General features: G+C 61.7%; 13 protein-coding genes. 11 read left to right on the forward strand and 2 right to left on the reverse strand.

The genetic code is table 11. The features are described 5' to 3' along the window. The first annotated feature begins 1 nt into the window (after window position 1). The 7 genes from urtC to OVA24_RS02875 all read left to right on the forward strand — a co-directional run bounded on the left by urtC (window position 2) and on the right by OVA24_RS02875 (window position 8,071). Window positions 2–1,120, forward strand: a complete 1,119-nt coding sequence (gene urtC, locus OVA24_RS02845) for an urea ABC transporter permease subunit UrtC (protein WP_267673320.1) — start codon at window positions 2–4, stop codon at window positions 1,118–1,120. A 3-nt stretch (window positions 1,121–1,123) separates the two neighbouring features. After that, window positions 1,124–1,912 (forward strand): urea ABC transporter ATP-binding protein UrtD, encoded by a 789-nt coding sequence (gene urtD, locus OVA24_RS02850; RefSeq protein ID WP_267673322.1) that lies wholly within the window; start codon window positions 1,124–1,126, stop codon window positions 1,910–1,912. 40 nt (window positions 1,913–1,952) lie between these two features. Next, complete coding sequence (gene urtE / locus OVA24_RS02855; RefSeq protein ID WP_267673324.1) at window positions 1,953–2,675, forward strand: urea ABC transporter ATP-binding subunit UrtE; 723 nt, start codon at window positions 1,953–1,955, stop codon at window positions 2,673–2,675. A gap of 284 nt (window positions 2,676–2,959) precedes the next feature. After that, a complete protein-coding gene (locus OVA24_RS02860; protein WP_267673325.1) occupies window positions 2,960–3,814 on the forward strand; it encodes a hypothetical protein in 855 nt (284 codons plus the stop codon). A gap of 126 nt (window positions 3,815–3,940) precedes the next feature. Then, entirely contained in the window at window positions 3,941–5,194 is a 1,254-nt protein-coding gene (gene urtA / locus OVA24_RS02865; RefSeq protein ID WP_267673326.1) for an urea ABC transporter substrate-binding protein, read from the forward strand. 137 nt (window positions 5,195–5,331) lie between these two features. Beyond that, window positions 5,332–6,228, forward strand: a complete 897-nt coding sequence (locus tag OVA24_RS02870; RefSeq protein ID WP_267673328.1) for a TIGR01777 family oxidoreductase — start codon at window positions 5,332–5,334, stop codon at window positions 6,226–6,228. Between the two features lie 103 nt (window positions 6,229–6,331). After that, window positions 6,332–8,071, forward strand: a complete 1,740-nt coding sequence (locus tag OVA24_RS02875) for a cation:proton antiporter (RefSeq protein WP_267673330.1) — start codon at window positions 6,332–6,334, stop codon at window positions 8,069–8,071. 25 nt (window positions 8,072–8,096) lie between these two features. Here OVA24_RS02875 and OVA24_RS02880 read toward each other — a convergent pair whose 3' ends face one another. Together OVA24_RS02880 and OVA24_RS02885 are read right to left on the reverse strand one after the other, a co-directional pair. Beyond that, window positions 8,097–11,423: a CHAT domain-containing protein gene (locus tag OVA24_RS02880; protein WP_267673332.1), complete on the reverse strand. Its 3,327-nt coding sequence runs from the start codon at window positions 11,421–11,423 to the stop codon at window positions 8,097–8,099. A gap of 259 nt (window positions 11,424–11,682) precedes the next feature. Then, window positions 11,683–13,035, reverse strand: a complete 1,353-nt coding sequence (locus OVA24_RS02885; RefSeq protein ID WP_267673334.1) for an APC family permease — start codon at window positions 13,033–13,035, stop codon at window positions 11,683–11,685. Between the two features lie 110 nt (window positions 13,036–13,145). On the opposite strand from OVA24_RS02885, the gene OVA24_RS02890 reads away from it, so the two are divergent. The 4 genes from OVA24_RS02890 to OVA24_RS02905 all read left to right on the forward strand — a co-directional run bounded on the left by OVA24_RS02890 (window position 13,146) and on the right by OVA24_RS02905 (window position 17,903). Continuing rightward, a complete protein-coding gene (locus OVA24_RS02890) occupies window positions 13,146–14,633 on the forward strand; it encodes an SLC13 family permease (RefSeq protein ID WP_267673336.1) in 1,488 nt (495 codons plus the stop codon). A 33-nt stretch (window positions 14,634–14,666) separates the two neighbouring features. Further along, the gene (locus OVA24_RS02895) at window positions 14,667–15,809 is read left to right on the forward strand and encodes a TolB-like translocation protein (RefSeq protein WP_267673338.1); all 1,143 of its coding nucleotides are present in this window, start codon (window positions 14,667–14,669) and stop codon (window positions 15,807–15,809) included. 54 nt (window positions 15,810–15,863) lie between these two features. Continuing rightward, window positions 15,864–16,745: a haloacid dehalogenase-like hydrolase gene (locus OVA24_RS02900; RefSeq protein WP_267673340.1), complete on the forward strand. Its 882-nt coding sequence runs from the start codon at window positions 15,864–15,866 to the stop codon at window positions 16,743–16,745. Window positions 16,746–16,874: 129 nt separating this feature from the next. Continuing rightward, entirely contained in the window at window positions 16,875–17,903 is a 1,029-nt protein-coding gene (locus tag OVA24_RS02905) for a Fe(3+) ABC transporter substrate-binding protein (RefSeq protein ID WP_267673342.1), read from the forward strand. Window positions 17,904–17,916 lie beyond the last annotated feature (13 nt).

Below are 17,916 nucleotides of genomic sequence, written 5' to 3' on the forward strand. Positions count from 1 at the left end.
AATGTCCAAAACACCGCTCACCAGCCGGATTCATCTTCCGCTCCTGATCGCCTGCGCGATCGTCCTCGTCATTGTCATTCCGCTGCTGCATTCCTTCGGGGTCATCTCGGATTTCACGCTGGGGAACTGGGGGAAATACCTCTGCTACGGCATCCTGGCCATCTCCATCGACCTGTTGTGGGGCTATACCGGCCTCCTCTGCCTGGGCCAGGCCCTCTTCTTCACCCTGGGTGGCTACATGATGGGCATGCACCTGCTGCGGATGGCGGGCACCACGGAACTGCCGACCTTCCTGACCATGGTCGGGCGCAGCGAATGGCCGGTCTTCTTCCAGCCGTTCTCCAGCTTCCCCTTCGCCCTGCTGGCCATGGTGCTGGTGCCGGGCGTCCTGGCCTACGTCTTCGGTTACCTCGCCTTCCGGTCGCGCATCAAGGGTGTCTATTTCTCCATCCTCACCCAGGCGCTCACCTACGGCGCGGCGCTGCTGTTCTTCCGGAACGAGCTGCTGATGGGTGGCAACAATGGCTTCACGAACTTCGACACGCTGCTCGGCTTCTCCCTGCGCGAGGTGGGCACGAAGCGCGGCCTCTACATCGCCACCGCCATCCTCCTGATCTCCGTCGTCGCGCTCTGCAAATGGCTGACCGGTTCCCGCTTCGGTCTGATCCAGCGCGCGATCCGGGATTCGGAGAACCGCGTGCTCTTCTCCGGCTACTCCACCGCGAACTTCAAGCTGTTCGTGTTCGTCATCAGCGCGGTGATCGCCAGTTTTGCGGGTGCGCTGTTCGTCCCACAGGTCGGCATCATCAACCCCAGCGAGATGGAGACGGGCAAGTCGCTGGAGGCCGTCGTCTGGGTGGCCCTCGGCGGGCGCGGCACCATCATCGGGCCTGTGCTCGGCGCGATCAGCGTGAACGCCCTCAAGAGCTGGGCTTCCTCCGGCGCCACGGCGGACTTCTGGCCCCTCATCCTCGGCGGCTCCTTCGTTCTTGTCGTTCTCTTCATGCCAAAGGGCATCGTCGGCATTCCGGGGCAGATCCGCTCGCTGATTTTGAAATTCCGCAGGAAGGAAGAAGAGAAAGCACCTTCCATCACCAACTCCGCCACCTCGAAACCCTGAGCCATGGACGTCTATCCCACTCTTCCCAGAAAGCCCTTCCTGCTCGCCGCGGAAGGCCTCACCCGCTCCTTCGACGGATTCAAAGCCATCAACGACCTCAACTTCTACCTCGATGAAGGGGAGCTCCGCACCGTCATCGGCCCCAATGGCGCGGGAAAGACCACCTTCCTCGATCTCATCACCGGCCGCACCAAGCCGGACGTCGGCAGCCTCAAGTGGGACGACGGCCAGCATGATCTCCTGAAGATGAGCGAATATGAGATCTACCGCCTGGGCATCGGCCGGAAGTTCCAGACACCGACCGTCTACAACGACCACACCGTCACGGAAAATCTCATCCTCTCCCTCGCCGGATCCCGCGGCATCTGGCACTCGCTTTTCGGCAAGGTCACGGCGGCGCAGAAGGAACGCATCGCGGAGATCCTCGCCACCATCAAGCTCACCGACCACGCCCACCGGAAGGCGGGCATCCTCGCCCACGGGCAGAAGCAGTGGCTGGAGATCGGCATGCTGCTCGCCCAGGACGCCCGCCTGCTGCTGGTGGATGAACCCGCCGCCGGCATGACGGATGAGGAAACCTACCGCACCGGAGAGCTTCTGCTCTCCCTCGCCGGAAAGCACACCATCGTCGTCATCGAGCATGACATGACCTTCGTCCGCCAGATTTCCCAGGGCCGGAAGGTGACCGTTCTCCACCAGGGGCACGTCCTCTGCGAAGGCCCGGTGGATCAGGTCCAGTCCGACGAGCGCGTCATCGAAGTCTACCTCGGCCGCAAGTCCAAGGCCGCCTGACACCAACTATCCCATTCCCAATCCCAAATCTCTATTCCCGATGTCCGCCACCGCCATCCAGGAAAGCCTGGCCATCTCGAACCTCCGGGTCTCCATCGGAGGCAGCGCCATTCTCCGCGGCATCAACCTTTCCATCCAGCCGAAGTCCGTCTTCTGCCTGATGGGGCGCAACGGGGTGGGGAAGTCCACCACGCTCAAGGCCCTGACCGGGCTCTATCCGGCGGACGCAGGCAGCTTCGTTCTGGACGGGCAGGACATCACGCGGATGCCAGCCGCTTCCCGCGCCCGCGCCGGGCTGGGGTATGTGCCACAGGGCCGCGACATCTTCCCCCTCCTCACCGTGGAGGAGAACCTTTTCATCGGTGTGAAGGCGCGCGGTGAGAAGATCGACAAGTCCGAGGTGGACCGGATTTACACCCTCTTCCCCATCATCAGGGAGTTCCTCCACCGCAAGGGGGGCATGCTCTCCGGAGGTCAGCAGCAGCAGCTCGCCATCGGCCGCGCCCTGCTCACGAAGCCGAAGCTCCTCATCCTCGACGAGCCCACCGAGGGCATCCAGCCGAACATCATCGACCAGATCGGCGACGCCATCAAGATGCTCCGGGAAGAGGGGCGCATGAGCATCCTGCTCGTCGAGCAGTACCTGGACTTCTGCAAGGAGCTCGGTGATGACTTCGCCATCCTGGAACGCGGATCCGTGGCCGCTTCGGGTTCCATGGATGAACTCACCGATGATGTGGTGAAGGAGTTCCTCACCGTGTGAGATGGCCCCGGTTCATGGCTCCGGACCAGCAAGGGACGCGCAAGCGTCCCTTTTCGTTTTCCTGGCATCCGCCCGCCGCGTGCGGGGGTATCCGCGATTTCATGGGTGCATGTGCCTGGTTCATGTGGCCGGATTCCGCGGATGAAGCGGGCTCATCATGCTGTCTAACAGCTACTATAAATTTAATAGAATCATGCTTCCGCATAAAATCATGGCACGGATCAAGCATTACCCGGGAGGCAGACGATCAAGCTGATCGCGCCATACCAATAAGCAGCCTAACCATGAAAAAACATCACAGTCGCACCTTCTTCGCCACCCCGCTCCTCGTGCTCGCCCTCTCGGCCGGTGCCATGGCCGGAGTCACGGAAAGCACCACCACCGCCCCGGTCACCCCGGCAGAGGAAGAGGACTTCTTCTCCGGTACCCTGAGCCTCGATGCGAACTCGCACTTCATCTCCTACGGCTGGGACGTCTGGGCGGACGGCAGCTCCCTTTCCAACTACGGATTCAACCCATCCCTCGAGCTGGCGTGGAAACTTCCCGGCGGATTCACCGCGACGCTTGGAACCTGGTGGGATGTCAACGCCAAGCCCGCAGGCCTTGCTCCGGGAACGCCTGAATCCCCGATCGGTGGCAAGATCCAGGAGATCGACGTCTGGGCCGGCCTCGCTTACAACATCGGCGATTTCACCGCCAAGGTGACTTACCAGAACTGGTTCTACGGCAGCGAGACGGAGGAGATTCTGGATGTCACCTTCTCCTACGCCACGTTCCTCTCCCCGACCCTTACGATCCACAACCGTCTTGATGAAGGTGCCTCCGGTGGCCAGACCGGCACCGTCGCGGTGCTCGGTGTTTCCCACAGCATTGAGGCAGGTCCGGTGACGTTCTCCTTCCCGCTGAATGTCGCCTACTTCTTCCAGGATGATTACCATCCCGGCAGCACCGATGACGGCTTCGGCTACGGCTCCCTCGGAGTCACCGCCAACATGCCTCTGGAGTTCATCAGCGATGCCTATGGTGACTGGTCCATCCACGCCGGCCTCACCTATTACGTCACCTCCGGTGATGTCGTTGGCAATCCGCGGAAGGATAACTTCCTCACTGCCAACGTAGGCGTGACCGTCGCCTTCTGATCCACCTTGTTTGTTGCGCTATCGGTTGCCACGGGGAGGGCTTGTTCCTCCGCAAGAGGTGCAGGCTCTCCCCGTGTGTTTTTCCGCTGAACTCCAGCTCTCTTCCCTCTTCCTCCAAAACATACCATGATCTCCCGAATCGTACCCGCCGCCTTCGCGGCAATCGCCCTCTCCGCCTCCGCCGCCCAGGCACAGGATACCGTCAAGGTCGGCGTCCTCCACTCCCTCTCCGGCACCATGGCGATCAGCGAGACCTCGCTGCGTGACGTGCTGCTCTTCACCTTCGACGAAATCAACGCCAACGGTGGCGTCCTCGGCAAGAAGATCGAGCCGGTGGTCGCGGACGGCGCGTCGAACTGGCCGCTCTTCGCCGAGAAGGCCAAGCAGCTCCTCGACCAGGACAAGGTCTCCGTGACCTTCGGCTGCTGGACCTCCGTTTCCCGGAAGTCCGTCCTGCCCGTCTATGAGGAGAAGAAGGGCCTGCTCTTCTACCCGGTGCAGTACGAGGGCGAGGAGATGTCCCCGAACATTTTCTACACCGCGGAGGCCGTCAACCAGCAAGCCACTCCCGCCGTGGACTACCTGCTCGCGGAAGGTAAGAAGAAATTCTACCTCCTCGGTTCCGACTACGTCTATCCGCAGACCACCAACCTGGTCCTCCTCGAGTATCTCCTCAGCAAGGGAGTGCCGCTTGAGAACATCGGCGGTGGCTTCACCAAGGACGGCTCCGGCAAGATCATCTCCGCCGGCAAGTACACCCCGTTCGGCCACACCGACTACCAGCAGATCGTTTCCGAGATCAAACAGTTCTGCGCCTCCGGTGACGCCGCCATCATCAGCACGCTGAACGGCGACACCAACGTGCCGTTCTTCAAGGAATACGCCGCCGCCGGCCTCACCGCCGAAACCGCTCCCGTCGTCTCCTTCTCCATCTCCGAGGATGAGTTCCGCGGCCTGCCCGCGAAGCAGCTTGTCGGCCAGCTCGGTTGCTGGACCTACTTCCAGTCCATCAAGAGCCCGGCCAACGCAAAGTTCACGAAGGACTTCCAAGCCTGGCTGCAGAAGACCGACGTTCCCGGCATCGTCAAGGAAGGCCGCGTGACCTGCTCCCCGATGGTGCTCTCCTACAACGGCGTCTACCTCTGGAAAGCCGCGGTTGAGAAGGCCGGCAGCTTCGACGTGGACAAGGTTGTCGCCGCCCTCGAGTCCGGCATCTCCTTCGACGGCCCCGGCGGCAAGGTGACCACCCAGAAGAACCACCACCTCACCAAGAACGTGTTCATCGGTGAGTCCAAGGCCGACGGCCAGTTCAAGATCCTCAAGGAATACAAGGACGTTGTCGGTGAGCCCTTCCTGAAGGGAACCTTCAAGGCCAAGTAATCCCGGCCTGCTTCACCCTCACACCCCTGTCCGGATGTTCCGGCCGGGGGTTTTTCATTTGGGCGGGCTTTGCGGACCTTCCCTTTCCGGAGAGAATTCCGATTTACCCCGGACGGAATCGGGCGATGCTCCCGGGTATGGCAGAGAAAAGGAAAGCTGCGGTCGCCGGGGTGACGGGTCTTGTCGGGCGTGGTCTTCCCGCGTTGCTGGCGGAGCAGGGCTTTTCCGTCACGGGGATCAGCCGCGGTGGTGCCGGGAATGTTCCGGGCGTGGACCGGTGGCAGAGGCCGGAGGCGATGGACCTTTCCGGCCACCAGGCGGTCATCAACCTGGCGGGCGAGCCCGTGAACCAACGCTGGACGGAAGAGCGGAAGAAACGCTTCCGGGATAGCCGTGTCGGCTACACGGAGAAGCTCGTCGCCGCGATCGGAAGGCTGCCGGAGGGGGAGCGCCCGGAAGTCCTGGTGAACGCCTCGGCCGTGGGCTACTACGGGAACCGCGGGGATGAGTTCCTGACGGAAGCCGCAGGCGCGGGTGACGGCTATCTCGCGGATCTCTGCAGGGATTGGGAGGACGCGGCGATGGCGGCGGAGGATCTGGGGGTGCGGACGGTGATGCTGCGCATCGGGCTGGTTCTGGGAAAAGAGGGCGGGGCTTACCGGCAGTTGCGGGGCATCTTCCGCATGGGCATCGGCGGGCGGCTGGGGGATGGACGGCAATGGATGCCGTGGATCCACATTGACGACCTCCGGCGGGGTATCATCCACGCCGTGGTTTCCGGGACCCTGCGCGGACCGGTGAATGGCACCGCACCGGCGCCCGAAAGGAATGCGGATTTCACCCGGAAATTCACCGCCGCCATGCACCGCCCCGCTATTTTTCCGGTGCCGGCCTTTGCCTTGAAGCTGGCCTTCGGTGAGTTCGCCCAGGCCCTGCTGGACAGCGGGCGGGCGGTGCCTTCCGCGCTGGTGGCGGACGGCTTCGTCTTCCGTTTCGGAACGCTGGAGGATGCCCTCGCAGGGCTGGACGGATAGGGCTTCCATTCATGCCGGGTGGGGTGGTTCACAAGATTCCCTCATCCGGACGTTTTTACTTTTCACAAGTTGGCCTGCCGGGGAATGATTTGAGACGATGACCGTGTTTTCGTTTTTGGCCGCGGGTGCGACCGATGTCTCGCCTCTTTTCGCGTTGCTCAGCCTGGTGCTGATCTTCGCCGTGCTGATGTCCCTGCTGCTGGCGAAGCTGAAACAGAACTTCCTCATCGGTTACCTGATCTGCGGCGTCATCATCGCGAACGCCGGGCTGCTGGGCTTCATCCCCGGACAGGAGGCGGAGATGGACAAGGTCATCTCCCATCTCGCGGAACTGGGCATCATCCTGCTGATGTTCACCCTCGGCATCGAGTTCTCCCTGGCGGAGCTGAAGCACCTCTGGCGGGTGTCATTGATTGGCGGCGGCATCCAGGTGGGGACCATCTCCCTGGTCGGCGCGTCGATCATCTGGGCGTCCACCTCGTTTCCCGGCGCGGAGATCATCGTGCTGGCGGTGTCGGTGGCGCTCAGCTCCACCGCCGTGTCCATGAAGTCCTTCCAGGACATGGGCCAGCCGAACAACCCCTCCGCGAGGACGGCGCTGGCCATCGCCCTGTTCGATGACATCGTGGTCATTCTCTTCCTGCTCATCCTGCCGGCGCTGTATGGTGCCAGCAGCGACCATCCGGTGCCGGTGGAAATCGCGAAAGCCATCGGCAAGGGCGTGCTCTTCCTCGGCGGCGCGCTGCTCATTGGGAAATTCGGCATCACGCCGCTGCTGCATGCCGTTGCCCGCACCCGCAGCCGGGAGCTGTTCACGCTCGCCGTGGTCGCCCTCTGCGCGGGCATCGCCGTGCTGGGGGCCGCGCTGAACCTTTCTCCCGCGCTCGGCGCCTTCGCCGCCGGGGTGGTCGTCAGCGAGTCCATCTACCGCCACCGCATCATGGCGGACATCATGCCGTTCAAGGACCTGTTCCTTGCCATTTTCTTCGTCTCCGTCGGTCTCCAGATCGACCTGAAGATCGTCGCCGGGGACTGGATGCGGATCGTTGGTTTCAGCGTCCTGATCCTGATGGTGAAAGGCTTCGTCGCCTTCAATGTCGCGCGGATCTTCAAGCTGCGGCTGCGTCCCGCGCTGCTTACCGGCGCCGCCCTGGCCAGCTCCGGTGAGTTTTCCCTCGTCTTGCTGGCAAAGGCGGCGGACTACCGTCCGGCGGATGAGTCCATCCAGCAGCTCCTGCTGAGCTGCGCGGCGCTCACCATGGCCACCGTCCCGCTGCTGATGCGGGGCAGCGGCGGCTTCGGAAAGTTCCTGGAAACGAAGTTCGGGTTCGACCAGAAGAAGCACCCGCAGGCGGAGAACCTCACCCCCTCCAGCCACATCAAGGAAATCTCCGACCACGCCGTGATCTGCGGCTACGGACCGGTCGGGCAGGCGCTCAATGAAGCCCTGAAACGATCCGGCGTCGAGACCCTCATCATGGAGTTGAACGCGGATACCGTCCGTTCGCTGAAAGCGAAGGGTCAGCCGGTGTTGTTCGCGGATGCGACGCACCCGGAAGCCCTCGAGCTTGCCGGAATCCACCGCGCCCGCATGGTCGCCTTCACCTTTCCGTCCGTGGAGTTGACGAACGCCGCGGTGCCGCTTGTCCGCGAGCACAACCCGGGCATCGTCATCATGGGCAGGGTCAAGTTCGCGTCCGAGATCGAGGCCCTGCGGGAACTCGACATCGACGTCATCCATGACGAGGCGGAAAGCGCCGTTGCCATGATCCACTCCGCGCGGGAGATCTACCAGCGTGTGACCCTGACGGACCGGGAGATCCGGGAGATCGCCACACAATAGCGGCCGGGATGGAGGGGGCGGCCCTTCAAGCCGATGCGTCTTCCGGGAACGCTGCGGCGAGCAGAGAGGTTCCTCGGTCTGCGCGATAGGAATCGAAGGTGCGGTCGATCTCCGCATGGAACGCATCGTTGGGCATTTCCAGTTCTGCGGCTATGCCGGTGAGATTCGCCCACGCTGTCTCCTGATCCCCTATTCCCAAGAGATTCAGCAAGCTCCATCCGACAGCCGCAAGGCGGACGCCGATCAAGGTAGCGCCATTCTGATTCAAAGAAATTCCAGCAATGCCCATCCAATTGTATCCCTCGGCCACTCTATCTCCGAGTAATTGATGGATTTTGATAGAAAACAAATAGTTGGTTTTGGCGTCCTTGTAGTTGCCTTCTTCGCTGTCGAGAGTCGCAATTTGATGGGCGGAAGCCGCCTGTCCCGCCAAATCTTCCATTGCTATCCGGATCTTCATGCATGCCTCAAATTCATGGCGCGCATTCTTACGGTCTCCGGTAGCGTGGTGGATTTTCCCAAGCATGTTCCGGCAAAAAGCTTCGGCATCGGGATTCTTATGAAGAATCAGCATTCTGAGACATTTGCGGATCTTTATTTTTGCGGAGACATACTTTCCCCTGCGTTCGTCGATCCCGGCCCGATTGAGCCAAGTCATCACCTGGCCATCAAAGTCATTGATGCTGATTTGAAGGCGCAAGCCTCGCCTGAATCCCTGTTCGGCGGCATCCAGGTTTCCTTGTCGTGAGTCGATCAGTGCCTCATTCACAATCGCAGTGGCTTGGCCGCTGATGTTGCCTTGCTTCCGGTAGCCTTCCTCAGCTTCTCTGAAATAAGCCCGGGCTTTGGACCAATTGCTCAGATGGTACAATGCTTGTGCGGCGATTTTCAGCAGTTCGGGGAAGCGATCTTTCCGGAGGATGTCCAAAGCGAGAGCGAGTATCGTTCGATGGTTTGACGACAAGGCGAAGCTCTTGCAGATGTTAGTGCTGCTCCAGACAATCAGTTCCGGGGATTCAGCCTTACGGGCGCTTCCGAGACATACAATGAGTAGGGGGAAAAGATCGATTTCTTTGTCAACTGAAGGGCCTTCCATGTATCCTTTCAGCCATTTTGAAAGTTCAAGATGACTCTGCCGAAGAACATCGGAAGCAATGTTTTCTCCTCCGAGTAAAAATTTTCTTTGCAGTGGATAAACAGAATACGCCTCGGTTTCTTCAGGAAAAATTTGGACGAGGCCGAGCCGGGTCCATGCCTGCAACGCGGACCCTGTTTCCGTTTCGTCGAGGGCGGTTACTGCGGCAACGGCCTCGAAGGGAATCGCGATGTCACATACGGCGAGGCGGCTGAGGGCGGTGCGGTGGGCGGGGGAAAGGGCGTCGTAGAGCTGGGTGAGGAAAAGCCGGGTGAAGTATTCTTGCTGGAGTTCGCGGATGGGATCGCTGGTGTGGCCTGCTTGATCGCTCGCAGTGGTTTCTTCCAGAGTTGCCAGGGTACTTCTGATCTCGGCGGGGTCGAGGGTGGCGAGGACATCGAGGGCTTGGCGGACAAAGCCGGGAGTGGCACCCAGCTTGCGGTGGAATTCCGCCAACAGGTCGTGGGTGATTTCCCCGGTGGCGAGACGTGACGAAACACGTTCGTGATACTCGGAGAACTTGAAAAAGTCAGCAGACGTGAAGTCCGGCATGGGCTGGACGAAAACTGTGGGGGCATTCGCCGGATCGAGCCCGGCGGGAATGTAGCGGCAAGTGAGAATGGCCCGGCTTCTACCAATCAGGCCGTTGGCGAGTTCGGTGAAAAATAACGCGAGATTGGTATCCGTCCATGTGGGTGGAGCGGGTGGTGCCGGCATGAGATCCTCCAGGTTGTCCAGAACAAGCAGGATGGGAAGCTGATTCAAGACCTCGATGGCGTAGCGGATGCGGATGCTCACCTCGAGTTTGCCGTCGATGATGGCATCGGCGAGTGGAACTTCCCGGCTGAGGGCCTTCGCCGCCACGTGAAGATCGATGAGGATCCGCAGAAGAAATTGGGGTGCGGGTTCATCGGCGCGGAGACGAAGTGAAACGATCGTCATGCCCGCTGCTTCCAAGCGGTTGGCGAGGCGCGTAGCGAGCGTGCTTTTCCCTCCGCCACCGATGCCGGTAAGCAGCAGGATCCATTTGCCCGAGGCCGGATCCTGCAGCACGGGAAAAGTTCGTTGGAGAATGCGGCGTCTGCCGACGAACCCGCTGGCGAGACCCTGGATGCCGTCTTTCAACTGGGAGGGTCGGAAGGTGGGTCTGGGTGGCCGATCTTCGGGAAGCGCCGGATTGAGCAGGCGATCCACGGGACACGCGGCGTAGAGGCGAGGAAGAGCGAAATCAGCCAGAATGCGGGGTGTTCCATCCGGGGAGGAAAAGGTGCAGGTTTTGAGAATGACGGCCCTTGCATGATCGATGGCGATGTCGATTCCGCGACCGGCGCCCAAGTCCCGGAAAAGGGTGGTGGCGAACTGAATGGCAATGTCATCAAGGACGGGCAATCCCCAGCCGAGTACCAAGGGAACGTGTTGGGATTCGGCCAACTTTTGAGCGATGCCAGCGGGACCTGCCCGGGCGGTGTCGCAACCGGACAAGAAGGCGAGGCGGACCCCGGAATTTCTGAAAAGGATATCGGAAATATCGTAGGCACTCCGGAGATCCGTATTTCCGGATGCATCTTCGAAAGCAAAGGAACCAGAGCCGGAAGGTGAATGGAACGCGGCGTGTCCCGAAAGATGGACGATGTGGGGACGATACGAGATGATTTTCTGTTGCAGTCCTTCAAAGGTGCCGGACTCCTCGATCTCCAAATGGACGCCGGGCCCGGCCGAGGAGCAGGCTTTGAGAAGATTCTCCTCTTCCTTTTCAAAGGAAAGACGGCTTTCGCTGTCAGGTGAGCATGCCATGAAAAGAACACGAAGCGGGCCTGGCACTGGCGCGGTGGCTTCTTTGTTCATTGCGGCGGGATCCGTGGTCCGGCGCAGGAAGAGATGGCCGGATTCAATCAGAAATCCACCATCGCTGTCAGTCAGCAATTCGAACGGGAGATTGACGAGGACAGGATCGGTGCTGGTGATCCAAAGTGTGCCGCGGATGCTGATGATCCTTGATAGGAGATCTCCCAGAAGCTGCATTCCCAGATCGAGTCCCAAGGAACGGATTTCAGAAGTGGAAGGGGGTTCGTCGCTTTCAAGTAGTGTCTCCGTCCGTTTGGTAAGATCGGAGATAGAGGAACCTTCGGCGATACGCACGTCGCTGACGCCATCATGGAGGAGAGAAACACGGACGTTGTTTCCCTCGCGAACAAGGGAAAGGAGATACGGGGACATGAGTGCAATGCTGGGTTTGAAATCTTTGTTCCTCGGATACGATACAGGAATGGCGATCCAGCCGGTCACATGCACTTCGCCCGAAAGATGAAGATGTCGTTGAGAACAGTGGAGATGAAAGCCGGTTGCTCTTCAAGCGGTTGGTTGTCGCTGATGCCTTTTGGGACGATCGCCGGAACATAAGGGGCGCTTGATCAAAGGACAGGGTCGTTATCGCATCAACAATCCAGATCTCCTCGCAACTCGGTTGTGTGTGACCTCACTCCGTAACCTGAGGCCGCAGCACCGCATACATCACCAGGCTGGCGGCGATGATGGCTCCGGCCACCAGCGGGGCGACGTGGCCTGCCTGACCTGTGCCCGTGACGGCCCCGTGGACGCGGGTCACGATCAGCACCAGGCACACGACCGAGCCGAGCGCGGGGACGAACAGGGGGATCTCGAAGCCGCCTTTCTCCTCGCCTTTCCGCAACTTCAGGATGACCAGCGAGGCATTCACGATGACAAACACGGTCAGGAGCAGCAGCACCGTCGCTTCCGCGAGCTGCTTCACCCCGCCGGCGAGGATCAGCGCCGTGACGATGCCCAGCAGGACCAGCACGGCGATATGGGGTGTTCTCCGCACCGCATGCACCCTGCCCAGCAGCTTTGGCATCAATCCCTGGTGGCTCATGCCGTAGAGCAGGCGGGAACCCATCAGATAGTTCAGCAGCGCCGTGTTGCCGATGGAGAAGATCGTGATGAAGAGATAGACCTGGTCCAGTCCTTTGAACCATGGCGCCGCGCGGTGGGCCACCTCCATCAGCGGAGCGGGGCTCTTCGCCAGTTCCTGCCACGGCATCACGGAGACCGCGGTGATGGCCACCCCCATGTAGATCACCGTAGCGCCGAGCATCGCACCCACCAGTCCGAATGGGATCGAGCGGCGCGGTTCCTTCACCTCCTCGCTCACGTTCAGGATGTCCTCGAAGCCGATGAACGAGAAGAACGTCAGCACCGCTCCCTGCAGGATCACGATGAAACTGATGCCCGCGATGCCCACGCCTTCGGCCTGTGGCGGCACCTCCAGGTAGTCCACGCCTCCCCAGAATTTCATCCCAACCGCGATGATGAAGATCAGGCCGCCCACCTCGATGATGGTGCAGAAAAGGTTCGCCCACATGCTTTCCCGGATGCCCCGGTAGATCACCGATCCGATGAACACCGCGAGCAGCACCGCCATCAGCTTCACCGGCAGCGCGATGCCCAGCTTGAGGACAAGCGCCTCCGCGATGGCCTGCAGGCCCGTCGCCATGCTGGTCAGGCCGCTCATCATGACGGAGATGCCCACCACGTAGCTCAGCCACTTCTTCCGCATCGCGCGTTCCGTGATATAGGCGGCGCCGCCCGCCTTCGGGTACCTGCTGCCCAGGCTGGCGTAGGACAGGCCCGTCAGCAGCGCGGCGACCATCGCCGCGACGAATGCCAGCCACACCGCGTTGCCCAGGGATCCCGCCGCCTTGCCGATCAGGGCGTAGACTCCGGCCCCCAGCATCGAGCCGAGGCCGTAGAAAAGGATCTGCCATGGGCCGATCGTTTGGGCGAGTTTTGGTGAACCATCCGGACAAGACATGATCCAGCTCTAACGGATGTGTCCCACCGCTGGAACGCAAATCGGCCCCATGGGGTCAAAAGCCATCGACTTCCGGTCTGAAATCCGTTCTTTCCTCAAGTGCCGCCGCCATGTCCCAGAAGCCGAACACGACTCCCATCCCTGATGATTCCGATGCCGAGGAAGGCTTCGGCCTTGTGAAAATCGCGGGTTGGGTCGGTGGGCTCGGGCTGCTGGCCGCCGCGTTTCTCAGCCCGCCGTTGTTCGGACTTTCTCCGGAAGGCTCGAAGGTGGCACTCCTGTGCTTCGCCATGGCGCTGCTATGGATTACGGAAGGCCTGCCCATCCCGGCCACCGCGTTGCTCCCCATCGTGATGCTGCCGCTGCTTGGCGTTTCCACGGTCCGGGAGGCCGCGGCACCCTACGCGGACCCCATCATTTATCTCTTCATGGGCGGCTTCATGCTTTCCATCGCCATGGCGCGCTGGAACCTGCACCGCCGCATCGCCCTGCGCATCATCCGCGTTTTCGGAACGAAGCCCCGGGCGCTGGTCCTCGGCTTCCTCGTCTCCGGCACCTGCATCAGCTTCGGCGTCAGCAACTCCGCCACTGCCATGATGCTGCTGCCCATCGCGTTGTCCGTCTATGCCCTCATCAAGGAGTCGCAGGGCGAGGCGGCGAGCAAGCACTTCGGCGCGGCCCTCGTCCTCACCGTGGCGTATGGGGCGAACATCGGCGGCATGGCCATCCTCACCAGCACTCCGCCCAATCTCATCCTGAAGGGCTACATGCAGGAAACCCACGGTGTGGAGGTGACCTTCTTCCAGTGGATGAAACTCGGCATCCCGCTGGCGTTGGTCTCGCTGCCGCTGGTTTATTTCATCATCACCCGCTACTGCTTCAGGGTGGAGAATACGGAGGTGCCCGGGCTGAAGGAGGCGTTGGACAAGGAGGTCGAAAGCCTCGGTCCCATCACCAAGCCGGAGTTGGCCGTGCTGGGCGCGTTCATCCTCGCGGTCACCTGCTGGATCAGCCGCGAGTGGTGGAAGGGCGCCTACCCCCGCATCACCGATGAGGTCATCGCCATTGGCTCCGCCTGCCTGCTTTTCCTCATCCCGGTCAACCTGAAGAAAGGCATCTTCGTGCTCGACTGGGAAAGCGTGAAGAAACTTCCGTGGGGGGTGCTCGTCATCTTCGGCGGGGGCCTCAGCCTCGCGTCGTCGTTTGAGAAAACGAAGCTCGCCGTCTCCATGGCCACGGCCCTCAACAGCATGGCTGACTGGCCTCCGCTGGCCATGGTTTTCCTCGTCGTTGCCATCATGATCGCCGCCACCGCGGTCACCAGCAACACCGCCACCGCCGCCGCTTTCCTTCCCGTCATCGGCGCATTGGCCGTCGCCATCGACCAACCGGTGCTGCTGCTCGCCGTTCCCGTCGCCATCGCCGCCAGCGCGGACTTCATGCTGCCGGTGGGCACTCCGCCGAACGCCATCGCCTACGGCTCGGGCCTCGTCAGCCTGCCGGAGATGATGCGGGCCGGGTTCCGTGTGAACATCCTGTTCGCCATCCTCATCCCCATCCTCATGTGGACCGTCGGCCGCTGGGCGTTCGGGATTTGATAGATCCCGGGCATGCGGGCGTTATCGTCCGGGATGAAACCCCTGCTCGCCCTGTTTCTCGGCCTTTGCACCGCCCATGCGGACCTGGAGGCGTGGAGGCACGCGGAGAAGCGCGCGGTGGCTCCGGGCCGGTCCCGGCATTCCATCCATTCCTATTTCAACGTCTGCCCTGAAAGCCCGGACGGAAAGCACGTCCTCTACTTCACCTCCACCACCCCGGAGGGGGAGAAGGGGGACCTGCGCATCCTCGAGCGCGCGACGGGAAAGGAAACCGTCATCGCGGATGGCATCACCTGTGAGGACGCCCACCGCGCCGCCTGCCAGCAATGGTCCGGCGGTGGGAAACACGTGCTCTACCACACCCTCACGGACGGCCGCTGGAGTGTCCGTGCCGTGGACATTTCCACCAAACAGGAGCGGGTGCTGGCGATGGACAGGCAGCTCGGCTACGGCTCCGCCACCGGGAAATACGCACCCGTCTATGGCTGCCACTGGAACCCAGGCGCGCACCGGAACCTGGAGATGATCGATGTGGCCACCGGCGAGGTCACCACCCCCGTCACCGCTGAACAGACCGTCGAGGCGTACGGGGAGTGGATCGACAAGAAGCTCGGCTCGCGGGATCTCACCATCTTCTTCCCGGTGGTCAGCCCTGACGAATCGAAGGTGTTTTTCAAACCCTGCATCCCCGGTGGCGGGGACAGCTACAAGGGCATGTCCGTCAGCAAGCGCGATGGAAAGGCGATCTTCGACCTGGTGAACGGGAAATTCATCCGCCTGGTCGATTCCTGGGGGCATCCCTCCTGGTCGCCGGATTCCGCCGGTATCCTGGAAAAAGGGCAGGTCCTCATGGACGTCGCCACCGGAAAGAACGGTCCGCGCTTCTCTCCGTCGTGCTTTTCGGACCATCCCACCCTCGCACCGGATGCCTCCGTTTTCGTGACGGATGCTGATGTCACGAAGCGTCCCTTCGGAAAGCCCGGCCACTGGGCCATCGGCGTCGGCTCCACGACGGCGGATGAGTTCGTCGTCGTCGATTTGTTCGACAACTCGAAGGGTGCGAAAAGCTGGCGGCGCAGCCACCCGCACCCCGCCTTCAGCGCGGACGGGAAGCGGATCTACTACAACGTCAGCGACGGTCCGTGGACCCGCCTGATGGTGGCGGAGGTGAAGTGACCGGCGCTCCATTCCGCTCTTGGCGGGCGGGCTTGGTGCTGGTTCGCTCTGTCCATGGCCGCACCGCAGAACATCATCGCTCTGGTATATGACTATGACCAGACGCTCAGTCCCCGCTACATGCAGGATGATGTCTTGTTCCCGCAGTTCGGCATCAACCCGGAGCAGTTCTGGAAGAAGTGCAACGCCTTGGTGAGCGATCAGAAATGGGACGGGGAGCTGGCCTACATGAAGTGCCTGCTCGACTACCTGGGCATGGATAACGTGACCAACGGGCGCCTCAGCGAGCTGGGCGGCGGCCTGCGGTTTTTCCCCGGCCTGCCGGAGCTTTTCGAGGAACTGCCAAAGGCCGCGCTGCGTCCGGAGCACGAGATGGCAGGCATCAAGGTGGAGCACTACATCATTTCCTCCGGACTCAAGGCGCTGCTGGACGGCTCCCGCCTGAAGGACCATGTCCGAGCCATGTTCGGCTGCGAGTTCGGCGAGGATGCGGAAGGCCGCATCAGTTTCCCCAAGCGCGTCATCTCCCACACCTCGAAGACCCAGTTCCTCTTCCGCATCAACAAGGGCATGCTCCGTTACGATGAGGATGTGAACGACCACATGCCCGCCGACCAGCGGCCCATCCCCTTCGAGAACATGGTCTATGTCGGCGACGGACCCACGGACGTGCCGTGCTTCACCGTCATGGCCCGCAACGGCGGCCAGGGCATCGCCGTCTACAATCCGGAAGACCCCACCGGACGTTCCTTCCGGAAGTGCTTCCAGCTTTCCACCCATGCGGGCCGGGTGAAACACATCGCCCCGGCCGACTACCGCCAGGGTTCCCACCTCTGGCTGCTGCTTCAGGAAATGGTCACGGAAATCGCCGATCGCATCCTTTCCCGGCGTATCGACGAGCGTGAGCGTTCGACGGTCGCCGCGCCCAAGTTCTGAAAATTTCCTGCCCGCGTGGTATTTGTGCGCTGGCTTCGGATACGGGGGGGAAACACCAGCCGTTTGGCAAAAGCAATCCACCGTCGAGGTTTTGATTTGCCCGGAAGACGTTTCGCGGCTCGATTCCGGATGATGAAACCATCCCGCAAGCCCCTCCTCGTTCTGGCCGCCGTCGCCGCTGCGTCATCCTTCCTCGGTGCCCGTGCCGATGAACTCAACGTCTACTCCCACCGCCACTACACCGGGGACCAGGCGATCAACCGCCTCTTCACCGAGAAGACCGGCATCAAGGTCAACGTCGTGAACGCGGATGCGGACCAGCTCATCGAGCGGTTGAAAACCGAGGGCGCGAACAGCCCGGCGGACCTTCTCGTCACCGTGGACGCCGGACGTCTCCAGCGCGCCAAGGCGGAGGGCCTGCTCCAGCCGCTGGATTCGGAAGTGCTGAAAAATGCCGCCCCGAAGGAACTGCGCGATCCGGAAGGCTACTGGTATCCCTACACCCTCCGTGCTCGCGTCATCCTCGCCGCGAAGGACCGCGTGAAGGCAGGTGAGATCAAGACCTACGAGGACCTCGCGAAGCCGGAATGGCGCGGCCGCCTGCTGGCGCGTTCCTCCACCAGCAGCTACAACCAGTCCTTGCTCGCCTCCATCGTGACCGCGAACGGCAAGGATGAGGCCGCGAAGTGGGCGAAAGGCGTGGTTTCGAACTTCGCCCGCCCGCCGCAGGGCGGCGACCGTGACCAGATCAAGGCCGTGGCCTCCGGCCTGGCGGACGTCTGCATTTCGAACACCTACTACCTCGGCCTGCTCCTGAACTCGAAGGACGAGGCGGACCGCAAGGCCGGTGAAGCCGTCACCGTGATCTTCCCGAACCAGGATGGCCGCGGAGCCCACTGCAATGTCAGTGCCGCCGGTGTGACGAAGCACGCCAAGAACGTCGCCCAGGCAAAGGCCTATATGGAGTTCCTCGTCAGCCCGGAGATCCAGAAGATGATCGCCAACAGCACCTACGAGCATCCGGTCAACGGTGACGTCACCCTCAGCCCGACCCACGAAAGCTGGGGCAAGTTCAAGATCGACACCGAAACGCTCCCGAAAATGTCGGAAAGCCAGCCGGAAGCGACGAGGATCTTTGACCAGGCGGGCTGGAAGTGATTCGGATGGGGCG

Origin of the sequence: Luteolibacter sp. SL250 (genome assembly GCF_026625605.1) — a bacterium.
In the GTDB taxonomy this organism is placed as follows: domain Bacteria; phylum Verrucomicrobiota; class Verrucomicrobiia; order Verrucomicrobiales; family Akkermansiaceae; genus Luteolibacter.